Genomic DNA, 18,761 nt, shown 5'->3' with positions numbered 1-18,761 from the left:
ATCATATTTTTACTAACTCATGAGTACTCAATCATTATTAAAACAAGTTAGTAAATGCGTGATCTGCGAACCTCATTTACCACTCGGAGCGCGGCCCGTTATCCAGTTTAATCCACAGGCTCGCATTTTAATTGCTGGTCAAGCACCGGGAATTAAAGTGCATGAAAGTGGCAAACCTTTTAATGATGCAAGCGGGCAAAGGCTTCGCTCTTGGCTTGGTGTTACGAGTGATGAGTTTTACGATGACCACAATTTTGCTATCTTGCCGATGGGCTTTTGTTACCCGGGCAAAGGTAAGTCAGGTGATTTACCGCCAAGAAAAGAGTGCGCGATTGCATGGCGTGAAAAGCTCTTAGCGCAACTAAATAATATTGAGCTCACCATTATCTTAGGTAAATACGCGCAGGCATATCATTTACCCCACACTAAGCAGCTACCCTTAACTGAGTTAGTAAAATCGTGGCGTGAATATTGGCCAAATTACTTGCCACTTCCTCACCCAAGCCCTCGCAATAATATCTGGCTAAAGACAAATCCGTGGTTTGAGCAACAAGTATTGCCTGAGCTTAGTAGTAAAATACGTGCAATTTTAGCAAGGTAAAAAATGGAAAATAACTTTTTTGCTGAAAACGGCTACTACCATGTAAAGGGGCTTTACACAGAGAGTGAGCTTAGTAAAGTAAGGCCAATTCTCGATAAATTTCATCAACACTGGTTGCAAGAAAACCAATCTTTTTATCAATCTAGAGGTATTAATAGCTCAGGTTTGACTGGCGCTGCATGTTTAAGTGCTGAGGAAAAGTTTACTCTTTTTAAGTTTGTCAGCGCCAACACACTATTGAAACAGGTTAAAGGTATTGTTGCTGGTCCTCAGTTTATGAATACTCAACTATTCTTTAACCCATACAATCCCAAACAAGCTAACTATTGGCATCGAGATATGCAGTATCACTTAGAGCTTGATGCGCAAAAAGTAGCTCTTAACGGCCCTGAAGTACTACATTGCCGCGTTGCTTTTGAAGATGAACCAGGAATAGAACTAATACCGGGTAGCCATAAAAACTGGGATTCAGATGAAGAGTTAACAGTTAGATTAGAACAGCAGGGCGCTCGAAATAGTGACTCACTCGTTCGTGGTAAAAGTGTGGCACTCAAAAAAGGTGACTTACTCATATTTTCGGCAAACATGATCCATCGGGGCTTGTACGGCATGAATCGTTTCGCCCTTGATATTTTATACTTTGAACGTCATCCAAGCCTTAGCGAGTTTGTACAAACTGGATTTTTACCAACTGCAGAACAAAAGCTGCATCTAAAAAACGCTGTGGTATTCGAGTAAGCATAAAAAAAGCGGCTACCTAGCCGCTTTCTTTTCGTTTTGCAGTTACTGCAACATTGCGAACAATTCTTTTAACTGCGGCATATACTGCTTAACTAAGTTAACGTTACTTTCGCTAACATCTGCTGTTGCAGTACTTGCTTTAATACCTTCTAAAGCACCAGCCATTGAGCGAGTACCCGCATCAGATGATGATGCTGTAAGGCTTTGTAAACCACTCATTGCTTGGTTTACACGTTGCTTATTCTCTTCAGACATACCCGCTTTAAGGTTTTCTAAATACGCCATTGATACCTCTGAACCAACAGTAACTAACTGCTCAGGTGTGAAACCATATTGTTTGGTAAGGGCTGCAAACTCAGTGTAAAGCTCGTGTTCTTTAATGTGGCCTAATGCATTCATTACAGACGAACTGTCAACACCATCAGAACTACCTAACATACTACCTAGATTCAAACTATCCAGCTCAGGTTGGTTTTGTGACCAATTAACAACTGCAGGAAGGGCTTTAATGTAACGCTGTAGCTGATTTTCAGAAATATCTTCTGCGAAGCTAGAAAAACTCATCGCAAGTAGACTCATAGAAATAAGTAGTGCTTTCATCGTGATCTCCTTTCTTTCAAAATGGTTAGCAACCGGCGCAAATAGTCGAGCTATTATGTTTAGCCAATTACAAATGTTACAATACCTTTTTTACCATAGCTAACTGAACCTGATGTTAATTATTTCTAATACCGTCACAATTGATGAATGGGAACTCGACTTTAGTGCGATCCGCTCGCAAGGCGCGGGCGGGCAGAATGTCAACAAAGTGGCCACAGCTATTCACCTTCGCTTTGATATTAAACGCTCAAAGTTACCTGACTTTTACAAACAACGTTTACTTAATTTGAATGATTCTCGAATTACCAAAGAGGGCGTTATTGTTATTAAGTCGCAAAGTCATCGCACGCAAGAGATGAACAAAGAGGATGCGCTTAATCGTTTGAAAGAATTAATTCTTAATGCCACTCAAGTACAAAAGGCGCGAAGAGCGACAAAACCAAGCAAAAGCTCTCAGAGAAAACGCATGGACTCTAAAACGAAAAGAGGACAAACAAAAGTATTAAGAAAAAATGTAAAATTCTAACTTTCACATCAGAAGATCGTGTCAAAAATAAGCAGAACTGTAAAGAAGTGTAACTTGTTAACAAAGTTAATTGATGGTTAATCCTGCCGCGTCTATAATAGTCATACAATCTCACCATTAATGAAGGAGCCGCGTATGGGCCAGAAATCACGCATTGTTGCTGCAGCAATGATAACGCTGTCAGCTTTGCCTATGTCGAGTTTTGCTGTAGATTCATGGCAAGCCGGTAACGCGTATCCGCAAGGTAGTGAAACCTGTTACAACGAAATTCTTTATAAAGCCAGATGGTGGGCAACTCCAGGTGAAGAACCAGGTAGTTCACAATGGGGCGCTTGGGTTGCAGATGTCGCCTCAAAAACCTGCGTACAGAGTGTCGTAAAAAAACAAGATGATTTATTAAAGTCTTTACCGACCATTTTCGAATCAAATAACAATAAAAAAGGGAGTTCTGATTAACTCCCTTTTTTAATCTTTACTCAAACGTGTGATGCCTTGTCATTTCAAAGCGATTTAAGATGTGATGCATTATATACACCGCACACAAGCTCAATAGTATTGCCACAGATACCGACGAAAAACGATACAGCGCGCTGTAAACCAGATCTTGCCCCGGCCCTAATGACTGGCCAAACAAAATACCAAATGTGGTGATAATACCAAAACCAACACCCGGAATACCGCCACCAATTATGTGATAACGACTAAAGATAAAGGTCAAAATCCACAGAATTAACGCAGGAAATATTAAAATATCGGTATGGTTATACAAAAATAACTGTGCCACTAACGCTAAGTTACAACCAATTAAGGTGCCTATAGCACGTTGCCATGCCGCCATACCTGCCGCTTTCCAGCACAACGAAAACAATATCAGTACCGAGGCCGCTTGAGCAGAGATTGAATCTTGTAAATCAAAGACCTGAAAAACAACGAATGACAAGGTAGCTACAGTTGAGCAAAGTAATACTTCATGACGCACACTTTCTTTTGCTTTTTCTGGCATTACCCGACCTTGGCGTGGTGCTACATCAGGAAATAAACCATGCATTAGCATCGAGAACACCACTGTGACCACAACGGCAACAGCGTTACTAATGATCAACGGATAAATACTCACTCCACTGCCAGTGTAGGTCGAAAAGTGCAATTGAATAGACAAACTCACCACCGTTGTGGCGCCAAATAAAAAATTAGCGCCACGGCTCATTTGATAAAACAAAAAAGCAAATGCGATAAAGCACATCATTGTCATAACAACAGGCAGGTGTGAAAACAAACCTTGTACAACCAATACGAACAGCGCACTGAACACCGCGCCTGCATAAAACTGACGAATAATATGCATGTTAAGCACAGGCACTAAACCGAGCAATAGCATAGGGTAAACAGTAAAAAAGATGCCATTAGGCCAGTTCATCAATTTTGCCAGTGTAAACCCTAGTGCTGAGCCCGTGGCAATACGTAGCGCTTGGCGCAAGCCATTACCATCGAGTTGCAATACTGACATAACTCACCCAGCTTTAGTAAATAAAGTGCAGAACACTAATGAAGCGAATTTGCATGCTTGCAAACCAGCTACCAATGCTTGAGTCAGGCAGAAGTTGCACAGTTGCACGCGCACCACTTGGAAATTTTGCCAGCATCTGGTGTTCATCTAGCTGAATATGGATACGTTGACGCTGTGCATCTCGTACCCAACGGTTGCTGCTTTCAGTGGCACTGAGTAAACCGTTAGCATTAAGCTGGCCATCACTCACACCCGCTTCAAAACTAGCAATTTTGCCTGTAAACACTTTGCCCGGTAGCGCATCAAAGCTGACTTTTGCAGTGCTACCAACTTGTACGTGAACTAAAGACTTTTCACGAAAATCAGCCACTAAATCAGCTTTATTAGCAACAATCGCCATTAACGGCTGGCCCTTATTAGCATACGTACCCGGTGTTACCTGTAAGTTTGCTGTTTTACCGTCGGTATCAGCTGTCACTGTGGTGTAAGACAGGTTTAGCTTCGCTTGTTCAAGCTGGTTTTGAGCATGACGAAGCGCTAAATTGTCATCCCCAATTTTACCGCGCGCTAATTTAGCCTCGCTAAGCTGGGCTTCAATTGCAGCCACATTTGCTTTGCTTGATTGATAGTTCGCATTGATTGTTTCGTACTCTTGCTCTGAGATAGAACGCTTTTTCAATAGCGACTCACCGCGTTCAAACAGCAACGTTTGTTCATGTAGCTTAGCTTGAGCAGCCGCTAACTGTGCTTCTATTGCTTTCACACTACTATCTAAACGTTGGTTTTGTAGTTTTGCATCATCATATGCAAGTTCAGCTTGTTGCACGGCAAGCTCAAAAGGCTCGTCATTAATCTTAAACAAGGCTTGCTGTTTTTCGACGGCTTGATTATTGGTGACAAGTACGTCAGTCACGCGACCACTTACCTGCGGGGTCACTTGCACCACTGGGTGATACACACGGGCCTGCGGTGTAACAGGCATATACAAATCGGCAATCACAAAATATAAAAATAAAACAATAAAACCCGCTAAAGAGATTTTTACGTAACGGGCAAACTTTTGATCTGGTGTCATAACGTTACTTATCTCCTGAATAATGGCGGATACACTGGCGAGCATTCTGTTCCATCTGAATTAAACCATGCGCCATGGTATCGAGTTGCTCAGTGGTTAAGTCGGCATAAAGATGCTGTTTCACATCGGCAATAATCACCTGCAATGTGTCTAACAATTGTAGACCTTGCTCAGTGAAGTACAGACGTTTACTGCGTTTATCTTCAGCGTCAGCTTTGCGAGCAATAATCTCTTGTTGCTCAAGCTGCTTAATCGTACGAGTGAGTGAAGGCATTTCAATGCCTAAGCTATTTGCTAACTCTTGTTGCGTACAACCTTGGTTTAAATGAAACAGGTGCATCATCGCGGTCCAGCGAGATTGGGTAAGACCCAAAGGCTCAACCGCCAAAGTGACAGCATCGCGACATAAACGATGCACACGGCCCATACTGCCGCATAATGTTAAATCAAGAGTTTCGTGAAAAGGGGGAGTGGAAGACATGATGCGCTCCATTTACTTAGCATGCTAAGTATTTTAATGTAGTTAGCATGCTAAGTAAATATTAGTGCAATTAATTAAATAGATAGCTTTGTTCGATAAAAGCGAACAACTGCAAAAGTTATCTGCTAGATAACACTATTTAGCGATTAACTCTTTGATATGACTTTCATAGAGGTCTAATTTATCAGCAACAAATCCTGTGTGTTGGAACCGTACTATGCCTTCCTTATCAATTAAAAAGCTGCTCGGCATCCCTTTGAGTTGATATTGCTTGCCAATAACAGCGTCTGGGTCGTAAATAATATTAAAGTTCACTGCAAACTCAGTTAAAAAAGCATCGGCATCACTACGCTCAACATCAATGTTTACAGCAATCACTTTAAGCCCTTGCTGTTGATACTTGCTCTGCATGGCTATAAACCAAGGAAACGACCGTCGACACGGGCTGCACCAAGACGCCCAGAAATCGAGTAACACGACTTGCCCTTTGTATTGATTCAGTAGTTTAGACAATTGCTGCTGGCTGGCAGCTAAAGGAGGGCTCGAAAGACGCTCTGCCTTAGCAGCAGAGCTCGTAATGAAAAGAAATGCAATTAAGGCGTATTTGATCATTGGTAATTTAATAAATTCGCTGGTGAATATTGATCAGTGAGCACCTTGGTATCCGCTGGCCAATCTTGATTACCCTTAGTATAAAACAAATGCTCGCTAAGTAACTGCAAATCAACATCGTAAGGGATTAACTTATTTGCGAGTTTGTTGACGCGCTCAATTAAAAGCTTCTGGCTAGGCATAGTCTCGAAGCCTGCTAAAATAATACGATTAGAGTTTTCATCAGTCACAACATTCACAAAGTCACCAAACACATCGAAGTAAGTTGCCGACTCATGCTGGTACAACTTACTCGATGAAAAAGTATTTGCAGCGACAATTCCGCCATCAGCCAAAACACTTTTTACTTCCGCAAAAAATTCCTTAGTGAGGAGGTGCTCAGGGATATAATCGCCATTAAAGGCATCAAGAATAATCCAATCGTACTTTTGTTTTTTAAGTGCGGCGCGCTTAATGAAAATACGGCCATCTTGCACTTTTGACGTCACGTTATCGGTTTCTATAAAGTTAAAATAATCGCGGGCAACTTTTATCACCGCAGGATCAATTTCGACATTTTCGATATGAGCGCTAGGGTAAAGCTCATGAATGGTATTAGAGAGTGAACCTCCCCCTAAACCTATGATCAGTACATTTTGAGGATCATTAATAAATAGTAAGCTTGCGAACGTCATTTTGGTGTAATTAAACACCAGCTTTTTAGGCTTACTCTCATACATACAGCTTTGCGTACTTTTACGGGTTTTTTCGTTGAATTTTAAACACAGTAAATCGCCAGTCTTCTCCACTAAAATATTGCGATAAAGCGAGCGCTCTTTATGTATTACTTCGGCTAAGCTGCTAAAAGGCAATGTCATGAGTAAACAAAGCATTAAGATTCTAAACATACAGCACGCTCCTTTGTTTTAATTTGACTAACAACAATTGCAAGCAAACCAAGCGCGCCTAAAACCGCTGCAAAGGTTTTAATGATGTCGTTAACATCAAACGCTAGCACCATATAAAAAGAGGTAATAATCGTGCCAAGGGCGCTTCCTAGGGTGCTCACAAAATACAAACCACCGGCAACCTGGCCACTTTTTTCATGATCGGTAACCAATAATCGCACTGAGTAAGGTGAGATCATGCCGAGTATTGTTGTAGGAATAAAGAACAACGCCGTTGATGCCAATAACGAGCCGTAGCGACTGTCTTCAATATGGGTGAAAATAAAGGTCATAATTGGCTCAGCAAACAATACAATTGGCACCACCATAATGCTTGCTACAAAGAAAATGAGTCCATATTTAGTTAACGAAGGATTGCGAGTAGAGAGCTTGCCGCCAAGTAAATAGCCGATAGATAAGCTCAACATAAAGACGGTGATAATACTGCCCCATATATGCACACTACTACCAAAATATGGAGCTAAAATTCGCCCGCCTAACAGCTCAATTCCCATAATACAAAAGCCACTACTAAAGGCTAAAAAGTAGATAAGCGCATTGATTTTATTCATTAAACACCCGCTGATTTTGTTGTTATTTTACCCATCTTAACCTGATGCAGATAAGGATGCCATGACTGTTTTTTAAGCTGTAAAGGCCGTTGACAAAATATAGTCTTTTTAAAATAAATAATTAAAAAGGCTAGGTTAAAGTACACATGCTCTGGTATTTTACCGGGAACAAACTAACAAGGATAAATGCAATGGATCAGCAAGTAACGAAAATCAATATAGACAACCCTACGATCTTATTTGGCCTCAAAGTTCGCACCTGTAATATGAATGAAATGAGTGGTGAAGGTGCCAAAATCGCTGGCTTATGGCAGCAGTTTTACACAGACATAGCGCCCAAATTAACCCCATCGAGCCAAGTTTATGGCGTGTACACTCATTATGAATCTGATGTCACAGGGGAGTTTGATGTATATGCGTGTACTGATCTGCAAGTCACGTCATCAGAGATAGAACAAACGACACTCGCCACAGGTAACTACCTTCGCTTTAGCGGCAAAGGGGCAATGCCACAAACCGTTATCGATGTTTGGGGTCAAGTTTGGCAGTACTTTAGTAATGAACAGTGCCCGCACATTCGAGCATATAAAACTGACTATGAGTTTTATAAAAACAGTGACGAAGTTGAGGTATTCATTTCGGTTGAATAACACTAAACCCATTTTTTAGTGTAAAGCCCCATTACAAAATAAGCCGCTTGTTGCGGCTTTTTATTTGCTAAAGGGTATATTAATCCTTGTTGTTATCTTCAAGAATAAGATTCTTTAAAATGGGTCGTACAACTACCAAGATTAAAGTAATAAGTACTATCGCGGCCATTGTCATGCGAACTAATCGGAAAAACCATTCAGTTTGATAAATAGGCCTATTTTCCTTTACTTCTTGTGATTCAAGTAAGGCACATGCTTGTGGTATTGAACTAAATGCATCTTTATTTGGATAATCAAAGACGAAACCTACTTTAGCAAGTGCTAGCTTTGCTTGGTCTGAGTGAAGAACATCGACGTACAAAATATGATTTTTAATATCAGCCTTGTAAGGGATCTCTTCAACGTCCAGTACATCAACTATCTTGACGGCATTGACTAAGCGCATATCTTGTATCAAAGGCCGGTATTCAGGAGCTCGAGACCATATAATTACAAATATAGCGAATACCAAGGATAAGCATAATAACCCCCACAAGGTGTAACGCTTAGGTAGCAACTCTAATATATGCGGCGGTTTATTGCTCATTATGACTTCCAATTCAATAAGTTAACTTTCATAATATAAAAGTTTTGATACGTAAAAAAGTAGTTATATACAAATAACCATCATTTAAGTTACTGTGGATTCGTAACTTTTAGTCACCAATAAGGATGTTGTTGTGTATAAATTACTACTCTTTGCCTGCCTATTTCTCGCTGTTTTTTCTACCAGCGCAGCAAAAATTATCGATGATGAACACGTAACAAAAGAAACAGACTGCTTCACAGGTATCTTTGCTGACTATGATTCGTGGCATCAATTTATTGCGCAAAAGAATAAACGCAAAGCTAAAAACGAAGAAGCATACTTAAAGCGCATTAAAGCCTTTGAAGAAACCTTTCCACAAGATATGTTCGATAACTTTAAAGCTAATTTAACCTGCCATAATTTTAAATATCAGGTCGATAATGTTGAGGTGCTTGGTTATATCATCAAACCTAAAGTCATCAAGAATAAGCTTCCAGTATTAATTTATAACCGCGGCGGTAACGGTAATTTTGGCAGTGTTTATTTTGCAGCAATGATGCGTAATTTATTTCCTTTAGCAGAGCAAGGCTTTGTGGTTATCGGCAGCCAATACCGCGGTACATCAACTAAAAATGATGATTTAGATGAGTTTGGTGGCAGAGACGTTAACGACGTACTTGCGCTTATTGATTTTATTCCGCACATAGCAAGTGCAGATGAAAACCGTATTGGTATGTTAGGAGTAAGTAGAGGCGGCATGCAAACCCACCTTGCAATGCAACTCACAAACAAGGTTAAAGCTATTGCAACCATTGCGGGGGCGACCGATTTAGTCAAAGAGCTTACGTTTAGACCTAACATGGAAAAAAACGTGTATGTGCGTCGTATTCCCAATTATAAAGAGAACAAACAAGCAGAGCTTGAAGCTCGCTCTGTTATGAACTGGGTTGATAATCTATCGCCTAAAGTGCCCATATTACTTATTCATGGCAGTGAAGATAAACGAGTATCGGTCGAGAACTCAATTCAATTTGCCAAAGCGCTAGATAAGCATCAAATACCCCATAAACTCGTGGTGTATGACGGTGACAATCACTTTTTAATGAACCATAAAGAACAACTAGAATCAGAACTAGTTAATTGGTTTAACACCTATTTGTAAGTTTAAAGGGGCAAAACCCCTCTCTAACAAACTAGCTAACAAATTTTTTAAAGCCATTATGAATCAAAAGGTAAAATCTTGAATAAATTTTATCTTGATAAGATTATTATTAAGTAAGGTGTTATGGTCAGTATTTTTTAATACTATCAAATCAGGCTTTATAGACAATTACATATTATCTATCAACAAGCTAAAACAATAAATGAGTCTCTATTAAGGAAACTAAAAATGACAAGGAAATGGCTTTTTGCATTATGCTGCAGTATTTTTTCAAGCGCAGTCGTTGCGGTAACTATTGAGGATGTGAATGTAGCAATTAATGATACTTTCAATTATTTACATTCTTATAAATCTATCACAGAGATCGATGAAAAACGCCTTCAAAATAACATTGATATCCTTGAGTCAGGCTCTCGAGAAATCACATTTTCTCCTGAAGATTTTGCAATCATATTACGCGCTCAGTTAAATGCCGCCGAAGCTATTAATAGAAAGTACAAATTTAATAAACTTCCTATCGATGTTTCTCAAGTACAAAAACTACTTAATAACTTAGATGACTTAAAAGAAGTAACTGACTCATATCTAGGTGACCTTGAATATACTGCGGGACAAATTTCAGCTCATCAATTAGATAATTACAGTTTAGCATATCTTTACTGGTCAACGTGTGGGGAGGCAGGCCATGCTGGATGTATGAATATACTAGCATCCAGCTACGAAAGTGGTGAATTTGTTGTGGAGCAAGATCTTGAAAAAGCAGTCTATTGGCACTCCAAAACAGTAAATACCGGTATACGTTGGATGTGTGCAGGACTGTTTTCAGCACGTCGGTTAGCAGTCCTTAATACAATAGGAATAGAGACTCATAAATCAACATCTTTTTGGCTAGATGCAGCTTCAGAGCTGAGAGCAAAATTAGCAACTCACACAGCTAAGTCAGGTGTTTGTGATGAGGACAGCGAATATTTGCTTAACTATGTTTTACTTGGTTTTGATGATAAATGGCTCGATAAAATAGCAACAATTAAATTAGACTCAAAAAATATAGTTAATAATGGTCGAGAAAAGTATTTATCTCTTTTTAGTAAGGCGAAAACTATTGAAGAATTAAAGCCAGCGCTAGAAATTATGTATGATGACAATAGACGCTGTATAAGCGCAGAGGAGTTTGCGTTAAAAGTACGAAAAAATAGCACAGCATTAAATCAGATTTTAAACTACGTATCGAATTTAGACTCTGAACAATGTGCCTCAGAAAAATATACGATCAACCGCCTACACCAACAAAGTCAAGCTGATAAAAATTCAGACCATGTCACTTTAGAATTACAATAGACAAAACTTTTTCCTTATCAAAATTTATACATATTCATCGTAATGTTTTTGTGTAACGGGGGTTTACAGTTTGCATAAAAAAACCGCAGCTTAACCTCTAAGCTGCGGTATTTTTTATAGAGCATATTTACTTGTTAAGTAAATGCTTTTCGAAGAAGTTAGCCATCATAGTATGATAGTGCAAGGTAGTGCCTTTACCTTCTCGTAGGCTGTGAGAACGGTTCGGGTAAGAAAAAAACTCGAACTGTTTATTGTGCTTAACTAATTCGTTAATTAAGCGCTCTGAGCCTTGGTAGTGAACGTTATCATCTCCTGTACCGTGGATCAGTAGCAACTTACCTTGCAGGTCTTTTGCAAAGCTGATCGGAGACGTATTGTCGTAACTTTCAGGATCGGTATTTGGGTTACCTGCATAGCGCTCTTGGTAGATAGTATCGTACAAGCGAATATCTGGCACTGGGGCTGAGGCAATCCCAACTTTATATTTATCACCGTGGCGGAATAACAAATTAAGCGTTGAACTACCACCACCTGAGTGACCCCATACGCCAACACGGTCGGTATCAATGACATCCCAACGTTTTGCCATTGCATCAAGGGCGTCAACTTGGTCACGTACGGTAATAGAGCCTATTTTTTTGTAGATAGACTTACGCCAATCTCTGCCTTTTGGTGCGCGCGTGCCGCGGTTATCAACTGAGGCAACAATAAAGCCTTGCTGAGTTAGATACGACTTGTATAAGTAACTGTTACCTTCCCAGCGGTCTTGTACTGTTGAGCCCCACGGCTCACCGTAAACATAGAAAACGATTGGGTATTTTTTACTTTTATCCATATTCGCTGGGAACATGATGTAACCATCAAGCTCAACACCATCGCGCGCATTAACCGTAAAGAACTCGTGAGTCGGTAACTGCTCAGTCGCTAATTTCTCTTTTAATGCTTTGTTCTCAACTAAGGTTTTCACATTGCTGTGATCGCTTACTTTGATGATCTCTTTCATTGGTGGGGTGCCAAATTTAGAGAAGGTATGCATCGCCCAAGAGGTGTCTTTAGACATGTAATAGCTGTTTGAGCCATCGAATGACGCAGGCGTTACGCGCACCGGTTTAGTGCTACCATCAAGCGAGGTACGGAATAAATAACGCTGGCCTGGATCATCCGGTGATGCAGTAAAGTACATAACGTTTTTATCTTCGTTGAGCGCTAACATATCAATAATGTCGTACTCGCCCGGTGTTAAATCAACAACCGTTTTGCCATCGCGAGATACACGGTACAAATGACGCCAGCCATCACGCTCACTGTGCCAAATAAAGAACTTACCGTCTTTTGACCAGTTTGCTTTATAAAACCACTCAATAAAGGCATCGTCTTTATCTTCAAGAATTTTAGTCAGCTGCTGTTTTTGCCAGTCGAATAACCAAACCTTATTGTGGCTTTGCGGGCGGTTAAGATCTTGGATCATCAAAGATTCACCTGTGCCTGCCCAGCTAATACGTGGAATATAACGATCGCGATTATCGCCACCTAGTTCAGCCCAGCGAGTTTTCTTGTCGCTAAGACTGACCACCCCCACTTTAACCGCAGAGTTCATCTCGCCGGCTTTTGGATACGGGAATTCTTTAAGGGTAGGGTAGAGATCATCGGTGTTATTGATCATGGTGAAGTATTTCACGCCACTGGTATCAAGCTGCCAATAGGCAATTGATTTGTTGTCTGGACTCCAGCGAAAACCATCACGAATAGTAAATTCTTCTTCGTATACCCAGTCAAAATTACCATTAACAATGGTGTCGTTACCGTCAGTGGTTAAAGCAGTCACAGCCTTGCTGCCCACTTTTTCCATGTAGATGTTGTTATCACGCACGTAAGCTACTTTTGAGCTATCTGGAGAGAACTTAGCAAACATTAGCTTTTTCGCTTCGATGTTTTCGCCACCTAACTGATATAGCGAATCAGTTTCGAGGTTTAAAAGCCAAAAATCACCACGGCTACGTGAGCGCCACACTTGCTCGCCATTGGTAAAAACCATCAGCCATTTACCATCTTTAGACCATTGGTAGCTTTCAACAGTGAGTGGCTCTTTATCACCTTTGGGAATTAATTTTTCGAAGCTAACAAGTACCTTACGTCCCGTTCCATCGGCGTTATAAAACACAATATCATTGCCTTTAACGCCGTGCTCATCGTCTTCAGCTTTGTCGTCTTGGTTGTTTTTATCGCTTTCGCGCTCTTCAAGTACCGTATAACCAGTACCATCATCGAGCCACGTAAAATAGGTGCTACGCTCAGCTTTAAAGTCTTTGTCTTTATAAATTTGTTCAAGCGAGAGCGGATTAGCCGTTGCGTTCACTGTTGCTGATTGGGTGCTCGCTTGCTCTGTCGTTGAGCATGCCTGCAAACCTAAACCCGCAACCACAGCAAACGCAAGGGTTGATGTTTTTATTAAGTTCATTTTGTTGTTCCTAGGTTTTAACTTACCTAGCGTACCAAAATAAGCTTATAAAATCTGAGCCTTTATCGTGTTATCTGGGGGGTTGAACTTAAACTTAATCGTCCCACAAGAACATACTGGCTTGCTTATTGGCAATACGTAGTTCGTAGATATCACTACAAGGGCGTATCGCCGCACCATAGCAAACATGTAACGGCAATAAGTGCTCTTCACGAGGATGGCTAAAACGCGCCGCAGGGGCCATTTGCCATTCTAATAACTTAGCTTGTCGCTGCTGTTCACTCAGCTCAGTATTGCCACAGACATCGACTAACCATTGCTCAAAAGCCATATTTTGCGCTTTAATTTCAGCTGTTTCAGGGGTGAAAAATGCGCGCATATTATGAAAAGTAAAGCCAGAACCAATGATCAATAAATTATCGTAATCAAGCTGTTGTAAAGCCTCACCTATCGCTAGGTGTAAGTTTGGCTCAAGGCTTGGATGTAACGACAATTGCACACAAGGTATATCTGCTTCTGGATACATAATCTTCAAAGGCACATACATACCGTGATCAAAGCCACGAGATGGGTTTAATGTGCTATCGATATTAGCCTTTGCCAATGCTTGATGTACTTTTTCGGCAAGGGCTGGTTCGCCAGGGCTTGGGTACTCAATACTGTAAGCAGGGTCTGGAAAACCATAGTAATCATAAATTAGCTCAGGAGCAGCGCTCGAAGTGATGCTAATTGGGTTCGCTTCCCAGTGCGCACTCACCATCAAAATAGCTGACGGCTTTTGAATTTTTGCAGCAATAGACTGTAAACAAGTAACCATATCGGCATGACTTGGATCGCCTAGTAATGGCATAGGACCGCCGCCATGTGAAACAAATAAAACGCGTGGCTTTTGCATAAATGTGCTCCTTAAATACAGTAATCACTATAGTGCACGCACAGAGGTACAATAACCAGCCACAAAAATGCACAACTAGGGTGTGAATTTACACACCACCAGTTTGTAGGTACTAACTTAAATGCCAAGCTACGTTCATAGCCGGGACTTGCCCTTTTAAGCCACCTTCGAGAGGTTCTTTGCACAGTAATGTTAGTTGATAAAAAGCATCGTAGTGCTGATGTAGTTCATCGGCGACCACACTAAACGGCGGACCCGAAAACTCACTTTGCTGATACTCAAAGACCACCACTAATTGTTTAGCTCTATTGGTTAATTCAAGTAAATGCTGGGTATAGCGAATGCGCATGGGCTTTGGCAGCGCAACTAAGGCAGCACGGTCATAAATCGCGTTGATAGTGCCAAGTTCATTCGCGGTAAGTGCAAAAATATCACCTACCCAAACGGTTAGATTTACGCCTTGGTAACGTAATAGTTCGCCGTGTTGGCTAATTTCGGGTTCTAGCTTTAACTCATCAAATAACTGCTTAATGGCTATCTCACTAAGTTCTGCCCCAACAACACGCATACCTTGCGCTAGCAAATAATGAATGTCGTGAGTTTTTCCGCAAAGTGGTACAAAAACAGTATCGCCTTGCTGCAAATTTAAGTTAGTAAAAAACTGATCTAGATAACGGTTAACGTCTCCTTCATGAAAACCAATTTCGTTATTTTCCCAACGTTGATGCCAATGCTTTGCGTCCATTACATACTCCTAAATAAATTGAATGAATTGAGCTGATAAATATATTCCGACACCAAAAAGTAGGTGAGTTACAGTACTTTTTAAGCGGGCTTGAAGTGGGTTTGCTGTTTTCGTAGCCATTATCCCCATCCCTAAAGCGGGCTGCATAACAAAAAATGGCATAGATACACTAGCTAATCCAAATATACATGCAGCAATTAAGGTGGGCTGTTCAAGCCAAGCAAGACCGACCAGTAATATAAATAGAAACGAAAATAAAACACCAATAAAGTAGTGTAAACACCAGCCAAACACGCACTCAAACTGCTTAACTGGACTAGTTGCTATATTCAGGTGCTTAAACTTTCCATCTAATAAACCCAAGCCCCAACGGCCAACTAAACAAAAGTTTAATGACGGTATCTTAAACACTTTAGCCAGCAGAAAAGCATAAAGATCAATGAACAAAGTCGCCGCTATGCCTACAAAAGTTATCACATAAATATCATTAACACTCATAATTAGATGCTCTTAAATGATTTAATAAAAGACATGATATCTAATTGCAAAAATGCTAAAAATAGCAAGATAAACAAACTATGATTGCATAAATGAGAACATGATTGACGATATTGCTCTATTCATACAGATTGTAAAACAGGGCGGCCTAAGTAATGCGGCTGAGAGCTTGTCGTTACCTACCGCGACAGTGTCGAGACGCTTACAACGACTTGAGCAACGCCTAGGCGAGCAACTTTTAACTCGCTCAGCAAGGCAATGCACGTTAACGCAAGCTGGGGAGGTATACTTTCAAAGTTATGTTGAATTGATTGAGCAATTTGAACAAACTCACCGCCAGCTTAATGATCAAAAAGCAAAGTTGTCAGGAAAGCTTAAAGTTTTAGCACCTCTGAATATTAGTCATGGCTTCTTAAAGCCGATGTGGCTCGCATTTACTAAACAGTACCCTGATATTCAACTTGAGTTACTGCTTAATAATCAACTTGAAGATCTCAGTAAAAGCCAAGCTGATATAGCAATAAGAGTCGGGCCGCAGGCTGATTCTATGCTCCATCAGAAAAAGTTAGGCAGTGTTGATACCTTATTTGTAAGCACTAAAGCATACCTTAATTCGGCATCTGCCATAGAAGAGCCTGCTGATTTAAAACAACATAGGTTAATTGGTACCACGTTGCGAAATAAGTGGCAGCTAACCAATACACAAACGAATGCAACTTATACTCACATGTGCCGATTTGCTACTACTTTTAACGATACCGGGTTTGTAAAATACTTAGTTTGTGATGAGCAAGGTATCGCTTTGTTACCTCGGTTTGAGGTTATAGATGAATTAAAATCTCAGCAGTTAGTTCAAGTACTGCCACACTGGCGAGGGGAAAATCGCGACATTTATGCTATCTGGCCAAGCGCACGTTTACTGAGTAAAAAGGCTGTATGTTTAAAACAGTTTATAACCGACTACATTGCTGAGAAATTATAACGTCTGCCATTTATATTCCATCTGTTTAGCAGTTAGTAGGGCGTGTTCGTAACTAATAAATTCAGCGACTAACGCTAGGCTCATATCAATGCCTGCAGAAATTCCCCCAGAGCTGGTAAACTTACCGTCGGTGACCCAACGAGTATCTGCAATCACGTTGAGATCAGAAAACATAGCAGCCAGCTCAGGTTGATCTTGCCAATGAGTCGTGACATTTTTACCGCTTAAAAGCCCAGTTTTAGCAAGCAAAAACGCCCCCGTACAAACACTCGCAACACGCTTGGTGTTAGTGACTGTGTGTTTTAACCAAGTAATAACCTCTGCTTTTTCTAGCTCTCGTGTATGGTCACCCCCAACCACAACAAGCAGATCAAGCAAAGGGCAGTCAGCAAAGCTGTAATGGGGGTTTACACTATAACCGCCGCGGGCAAGAACAGGACTATCACTTTTGGCAATTAAACTCACTTGCCAGTCATTATTCGCTAGGCGCTTAGCCGTACTAAACACCTCAAACGGACCTGAGAAATCGAGCACTTCGGCATCATCATAGATGTAAATTCCAATATTCATACAATTGTTCCTATTATGTGGATTTATTTCTCAAGTAAAAAAACGTACTATGCCATTTTTGCAGTTCGTTAATGACATATTATTAAATTGCGCACTGTATACAAACAAAACTTCAAGGCATTGTTAATGCGTTTTTTATTATTATTGAGCGTGCTGCTGGTTGGTTGTAAAACAACACAGCAAAGCGTTGCTGAAATTAGTGAAGTATCGCCGGGCACTATTTATTTTCAGGGCGAAACATCAAAGCAAAATGTTGAAAAGTTTGAACAATTATTAGTAAATAGCGATCAACAAATCAACACCTTAATTATTAACAGCCAAGGTGGTGATGTGATGGCAGGTCTCCATTTCGGAGGCTTAGTTCATGAATATCAACTCAATGTTGTAGTGCGTGAGCTTTGTGCATCCTCCTGCGCCAATTATGTCGTTACTGCAAGTCCACATGTCCTCGTTGAAGCACAAGCCGTTATTGGCTGGCATGGCGGCTCATTACAGCCATTATACGTGCCCATGGAGCAGCCGCCCGAGGTCGCTAGCTATATAGCTAAATGGCAAACTGCAGAGCGACAATTCTTCGATATCATTAATGTTGAACAAGCGGTTACTATCATAGGGATGATGCCAGGTATTACCGAGAAACGTGATTCTGCTATTTATAGCTACGACGCTCAAACCCTGAAGCGTTTAGGGCTACATATCGAGTTTGCAGGTGCGCAAACGGGGATGTCAGCAAGTGGCGAAAAAATCGCGCAGGTATTCGAACTTGAAGAGTCTGTACTTAACCACTTTTTGATGCTCAACGATATCGTGTCAGCTGAACTTGTTAACTAATAAAAAGCCAACGTCATGTTTAATGCCTGTCAGTTAAGAGCTGACAGGCATTTTTTGGGGCTTTCGTTCAGGGTATCGACTGGGTCTCTTTTTCACACATCTTGGATAATGTCTTTCTCTTCGCTCTGGCAGCACAAAGGTTTCAGCCATTGCAATAAGTTTATTTATTACGCTCGGTACTTTTCCTGCTGAGGTGTGAGGCAACATCATTAACTCCTTGATGATATAGCCAGAAGCATTGCTGTAACTGAGTTGATAAGGCCATATCCCTTTCAGGCTGTAAGCCATCTTAGTCATCATATATCGTACTAAATTGTATGCGAGCAATACGCCCCATAACTCTTGTTTTACTAGCTCTGGGGTTTTGCTACGTAACGTTAATTCATTTTTGAGCAAGTACTGTTTCATTTCCCTGAACCCAAG

The 18,761-nt window shown here is 40.7% G+C and carries 22 protein-coding genes and 1 pseudogene; 9 read left to right on the top strand and 14 right to left on the bottom strand.

What is annotated here, in order from left to right:
• Positions 1–19: 19 nt before the first annotated feature.
• Both IMPJCBKJ_RS00770 and IMPJCBKJ_RS00765 read left to right on the top strand, forming a co-directional pair.
• Positions 20–601, top strand: coding sequence for a uracil-DNA glycosylase family protein (locus IMPJCBKJ_RS00770; protein ID WP_166338195.1), 582 nt, complete (start codon positions 20–22; stop codon positions 599–601).
• Between the two features lie 3 nt (positions 602–604).
• The gene (locus tag IMPJCBKJ_RS00765; protein ID WP_166338193.1) at positions 605–1,339 is read left to right on the top strand and encodes a phytanoyl-CoA dioxygenase family protein; all 735 of its coding nucleotides are present in this window, start codon (positions 605–607) and stop codon (positions 1,337–1,339) included.
• A 45-nt stretch (positions 1,340–1,384) separates the two neighbouring features.
• Here the strand turns inward: IMPJCBKJ_RS00765 and IMPJCBKJ_RS00760 are convergent, their stop codons facing one another.
• On the bottom strand, positions 1,385–1,942 hold the full coding sequence (locus IMPJCBKJ_RS00760; RefSeq protein ID WP_166338191.1) for a short-chain dehydrogenase: 558 nt from the start codon (positions 1,940–1,942) through the stop codon (positions 1,385–1,387).
• Between the two features lie 112 nt (positions 1,943–2,054).
• On the opposite strand from IMPJCBKJ_RS00760, the gene arfB reads away from it, so the two are divergent.
• Both arfB and IMPJCBKJ_RS00750 read left to right on the top strand, forming a co-directional pair.
• Complete coding sequence (gene arfB, locus IMPJCBKJ_RS00755) at positions 2,055–2,468, top strand: alternative ribosome rescue aminoacyl-tRNA hydrolase ArfB (RefSeq protein ID WP_138617194.1); 414 nt, start codon at positions 2,055–2,057, stop codon at positions 2,466–2,468.
• Positions 2,469–2,603: 135 nt separating this feature from the next.
• A complete protein-coding gene (locus IMPJCBKJ_RS00750; RefSeq protein ID WP_138617196.1) occupies positions 2,604–2,924 on the top strand; it encodes a hypothetical protein in 321 nt (106 codons plus the stop codon).
• A gap of 16 nt (positions 2,925–2,940) precedes the next feature.
• Here IMPJCBKJ_RS00750 and IMPJCBKJ_RS00745 read toward each other — a convergent pair whose 3' ends face one another.
• The 6 genes from IMPJCBKJ_RS00745 to IMPJCBKJ_RS00720 all read right to left on the bottom strand — a co-directional run bounded on the left by IMPJCBKJ_RS00745 (position 2,941) and on the right by IMPJCBKJ_RS00720 (position 7,641).
• Positions 2,941–3,975, bottom strand: a complete 1,035-nt coding sequence (locus IMPJCBKJ_RS00745; protein ID WP_138599757.1) for a DUF2955 domain-containing protein — start codon at positions 3,973–3,975, stop codon at positions 2,941–2,943.
• A gap of 13 nt (positions 3,976–3,988) precedes the next feature.
• Positions 3,989–5,050 carry an HlyD family secretion protein gene (locus IMPJCBKJ_RS00740; protein WP_166338189.1) on the bottom strand — a complete coding sequence of 354 codons (1,062 nt, stop codon included), beginning with the start codon at positions 5,048–5,050 and terminating at the stop codon, positions 3,989–3,991.
• A 4-nt stretch (positions 5,051–5,054) separates the two neighbouring features.
• Positions 5,055–5,531, bottom strand: coding sequence for a MarR family transcriptional regulator (locus IMPJCBKJ_RS00735; RefSeq protein ID WP_054553355.1), 477 nt, complete (start codon positions 5,529–5,531; stop codon positions 5,055–5,057).
• 135 nt (positions 5,532–5,666) lie between these two features.
• The gene (locus tag IMPJCBKJ_RS00730) at positions 5,667–6,143 is read right to left on the bottom strand and encodes a TlpA disulfide reductase family protein (protein WP_082389267.1); all 477 of its coding nucleotides are present in this window, start codon (positions 6,141–6,143) and stop codon (positions 5,667–5,669) included.
• Entirely contained in the window at positions 6,140–7,030 is an 891-nt protein-coding gene (locus tag IMPJCBKJ_RS00725) for a fused MFS/spermidine synthase (RefSeq protein WP_166338187.1), read from the bottom strand. Before IMPJCBKJ_RS00725 ends, IMPJCBKJ_RS00730 begins: the two co-directional genes overlap by 4 nt.
• Entirely contained in the window at positions 7,015–7,641 is a 627-nt protein-coding gene (locus IMPJCBKJ_RS00720) for a fused MFS/spermidine synthase (RefSeq protein WP_054553353.1), read from the bottom strand. The genes IMPJCBKJ_RS00725 and IMPJCBKJ_RS00720 overlap by 16 nt, the downstream gene beginning before the upstream one ends.
• 191 nt (positions 7,642–7,832) lie before the next feature.
• Between IMPJCBKJ_RS00720 and IMPJCBKJ_RS00715 the strand changes: the two genes are divergently transcribed.
• Positions 7,833–8,291: a GyrI-like domain-containing protein gene (locus tag IMPJCBKJ_RS00715; protein WP_054553352.1), complete on the top strand. Its 459-nt coding sequence runs from the start codon at positions 7,833–7,835 to the stop codon at positions 8,289–8,291.
• Positions 8,292–8,370: 79 nt separating this feature from the next.
• Here the strand turns inward: IMPJCBKJ_RS00715 and IMPJCBKJ_RS00710 are convergent, their stop codons facing one another.
• Positions 8,371–8,877 (bottom strand): hypothetical protein, encoded by a 507-nt coding sequence (locus IMPJCBKJ_RS00710; RefSeq protein ID WP_054553351.1) that lies wholly within the window; start codon positions 8,875–8,877, stop codon positions 8,371–8,373.
• A gap of 133 nt (positions 8,878–9,010) precedes the next feature.
• Between IMPJCBKJ_RS00710 and IMPJCBKJ_RS00705 the strand changes: the two genes are divergently transcribed.
• Both IMPJCBKJ_RS00705 and IMPJCBKJ_RS00700 read left to right on the top strand, forming a co-directional pair.
• Positions 9,011–10,021 carry a prolyl oligopeptidase family serine peptidase gene (locus IMPJCBKJ_RS00705; protein WP_054553350.1) on the top strand — a complete coding sequence of 337 codons (1,011 nt, stop codon included), beginning with the start codon at positions 9,011–9,013 and terminating at the stop codon, positions 10,019–10,021.
• A 228-nt stretch (positions 10,022–10,249) separates the two neighbouring features.
• A complete protein-coding gene (locus tag IMPJCBKJ_RS00700; RefSeq protein WP_054553349.1) occupies positions 10,250–11,359 on the top strand; it encodes a hypothetical protein in 1,110 nt (369 codons plus the stop codon).
• Positions 11,360–11,486: 127 nt separating this feature from the next.
• Here the strand turns inward: IMPJCBKJ_RS00700 and IMPJCBKJ_RS00695 are convergent, their stop codons facing one another.
• The 4 genes from IMPJCBKJ_RS00695 to IMPJCBKJ_RS00680 form a co-directional block, all read right to left on the bottom strand.
• A complete protein-coding gene (locus IMPJCBKJ_RS00695; RefSeq protein ID WP_166338186.1) occupies positions 11,487–13,817 on the bottom strand; it encodes a S9 family peptidase in 2,331 nt (776 codons plus the stop codon).
• Between the two features lie 94 nt (positions 13,818–13,911).
• Positions 13,912–14,712 (bottom strand): class III extradiol ring-cleavage dioxygenase, encoded by an 801-nt coding sequence (locus IMPJCBKJ_RS00690; RefSeq protein ID WP_138599766.1) that lies wholly within the window; start codon positions 14,710–14,712, stop codon positions 13,912–13,914.
• Between the two features lie 112 nt (positions 14,713–14,824).
• The gene (gene tmpT / locus IMPJCBKJ_RS00685) at positions 14,825–15,457 is read right to left on the bottom strand and encodes a thiopurine S-methyltransferase (RefSeq protein ID WP_166338184.1); all 633 of its coding nucleotides are present in this window, start codon (positions 15,455–15,457) and stop codon (positions 14,825–14,827) included.
• A 9-nt stretch (positions 15,458–15,466) separates the two neighbouring features.
• Positions 15,467–15,955 carry a DUF2938 domain-containing protein gene (locus tag IMPJCBKJ_RS00680; RefSeq protein ID WP_138617219.1) on the bottom strand — a complete coding sequence of 163 codons (489 nt, stop codon included), beginning with the start codon at positions 15,953–15,955 and terminating at the stop codon, positions 15,467–15,469.
• Positions 15,956–16,055: 100 nt separating this feature from the next.
• Here IMPJCBKJ_RS00680 and IMPJCBKJ_RS00675 point away from each other — a divergent pair, with 100 nt between their 5' ends.
• Complete coding sequence (locus IMPJCBKJ_RS00675; protein ID WP_166338182.1) at positions 16,056–16,937, top strand: LysR family transcriptional regulator; 882 nt, start codon at positions 16,056–16,058, stop codon at positions 16,935–16,937.
• Here IMPJCBKJ_RS00675 and IMPJCBKJ_RS00670 read toward each other — a convergent pair.
• Positions 16,932–17,507: a DJ-1/PfpI family protein gene (locus tag IMPJCBKJ_RS00670; protein ID WP_166338180.1), complete on the bottom strand. Its 576-nt coding sequence runs from the start codon at positions 17,505–17,507 to the stop codon at positions 16,932–16,934. The genes IMPJCBKJ_RS00675 and IMPJCBKJ_RS00670 overlap by 6 nt on opposite strands.
• A 126-nt stretch (positions 17,508–17,633) precedes the next feature.
• On the opposite strand from IMPJCBKJ_RS00670, the gene IMPJCBKJ_RS00665 reads away from it, so the two are divergent.
• The gene (locus IMPJCBKJ_RS00665; RefSeq protein WP_166338178.1) at positions 17,634–18,338 is read left to right on the top strand and encodes a hypothetical protein; all 705 of its coding nucleotides are present in this window, start codon (positions 17,634–17,636) and stop codon (positions 18,336–18,338) included.
• 33 nt (positions 18,339–18,371) lie between these two features.
• On the opposite strand, the pseudogene IMPJCBKJ_RS00660 reads toward IMPJCBKJ_RS00665, so the two are convergent.
• Positions 18,372–18,761 (bottom strand): annotated as a pseudogene (locus tag IMPJCBKJ_RS00660) (IS4 family transposase); the annotation flags it as partial.

It is taken from the genome of Pseudoalteromonas sp. MB47 (assembly GCF_011319765.1).
GTDB lineage: Bacteria > Pseudomonadota > Gammaproteobacteria > Enterobacterales > Alteromonadaceae > Pseudoalteromonas > Pseudoalteromonas simplex.
This window is presented reverse-complemented; position numbering and strand designations above follow the sequence as displayed.

Bases quoted from the DNA above. Each gene is read 5' to 3' on its own strand.
- IMPJCBKJ_RS00665 (WP_166338178.1), top strand. From the start codon at position 17,634: ATGCGTTTTTTATTATTATTGAGCGTGCTGCTGGTTGGTTGTAAAACA.
- IMPJCBKJ_RS00690 (WP_138599766.1), bottom strand. From the start codon at position 14,712: ATGCAAAAGCCACGCGTTTTATTTGTTTCACATGGCGGCGGTCCTATG.
- IMPJCBKJ_RS00670 (WP_166338180.1), bottom strand. From the start codon at position 17,507: ATGAATATTGGAATTTACATCTATGATGATGCCGAAGTGCTCGATTTC.
- IMPJCBKJ_RS00760 (WP_166338191.1), bottom strand. From the start codon at position 1,942: ATGAAAGCACTACTTATTTCTATGAGTCTACTTGCGATGAGTTTTTCT.
- IMPJCBKJ_RS00725 (WP_166338187.1), bottom strand. From the start codon at position 7,030: ATGTTTAGAATCTTAATGCTTTGTTTACTCATGACATTGCCTTTTAGC.
- IMPJCBKJ_RS00765 (WP_166338193.1), top strand. From the start codon at position 605: ATGGAAAATAACTTTTTTGCTGAAAACGGCTACTACCATGTAAAGGGG.
- IMPJCBKJ_RS00740 (WP_166338189.1), bottom strand. From the start codon at position 5,050: ATGACACCAGATCAAAAGTTTGCCCGTTACGTAAAAATCTCTTTAGCG.
- IMPJCBKJ_RS00735 (WP_054553355.1), bottom strand. From the start codon at position 5,531: ATGTCTTCCACTCCCCCTTTTCACGAAACTCTTGATTTAACATTATGC.
- IMPJCBKJ_RS00730 (WP_082389267.1), bottom strand. From the start codon at position 6,143: ATGATCAAATACGCCTTAATTGCATTTCTTTTCATTACGAGCTCTGCT.
- IMPJCBKJ_RS00770 (WP_166338195.1), top strand. From the start codon at position 20: ATGAGTACTCAATCATTATTAAAACAAGTTAGTAAATGCGTGATCTGC.
- IMPJCBKJ_RS00710 (WP_054553351.1), bottom strand. From the start codon at position 8,877: ATGAGCAATAAACCGCCGCATATATTAGAGTTGCTACCTAAGCGTTAC.
- IMPJCBKJ_RS00695 (WP_166338186.1), bottom strand. From the start codon at position 13,817: ATGAACTTAATAAAAACATCAACCCTTGCGTTTGCTGTGGTTGCGGGT.
- IMPJCBKJ_RS00700 (WP_054553349.1), top strand. From the start codon at position 10,250: ATGACAAGGAAATGGCTTTTTGCATTATGCTGCAGTATTTTTTCAAGC.
- IMPJCBKJ_RS00675 (WP_166338182.1), top strand. From the start codon at position 16,056: ATGATTGACGATATTGCTCTATTCATACAGATTGTAAAACAGGGCGGC.
- IMPJCBKJ_RS00720 (WP_054553353.1), bottom strand. From the start codon at position 7,641: ATGAATAAAATCAATGCGCTTATCTACTTTTTAGCCTTTAGTAGTGGC.
- arfB (WP_138617194.1), top strand. From the start codon at position 2,055: ATGTTAATTATTTCTAATACCGTCACAATTGATGAATGGGAACTCGAC.
- IMPJCBKJ_RS00715 (WP_054553352.1), top strand. From the start codon at position 7,833: ATGGATCAGCAAGTAACGAAAATCAATATAGACAACCCTACGATCTTA.
- IMPJCBKJ_RS00680 (WP_138617219.1), bottom strand. From the start codon at position 15,955: ATGAGTGTTAATGATATTTATGTGATAACTTTTGTAGGCATAGCGGCG.
- tmpT (WP_166338184.1), bottom strand. From the start codon at position 15,457: ATGGACGCAAAGCATTGGCATCAACGTTGGGAAAATAACGAAATTGGT.
- IMPJCBKJ_RS00750 (WP_138617196.1), top strand. From the start codon at position 2,604: ATGGGCCAGAAATCACGCATTGTTGCTGCAGCAATGATAACGCTGTCA.
- IMPJCBKJ_RS00745 (WP_138599757.1), bottom strand. From the start codon at position 3,975: ATGTCAGTATTGCAACTCGATGGTAATGGCTTGCGCCAAGCGCTACGT.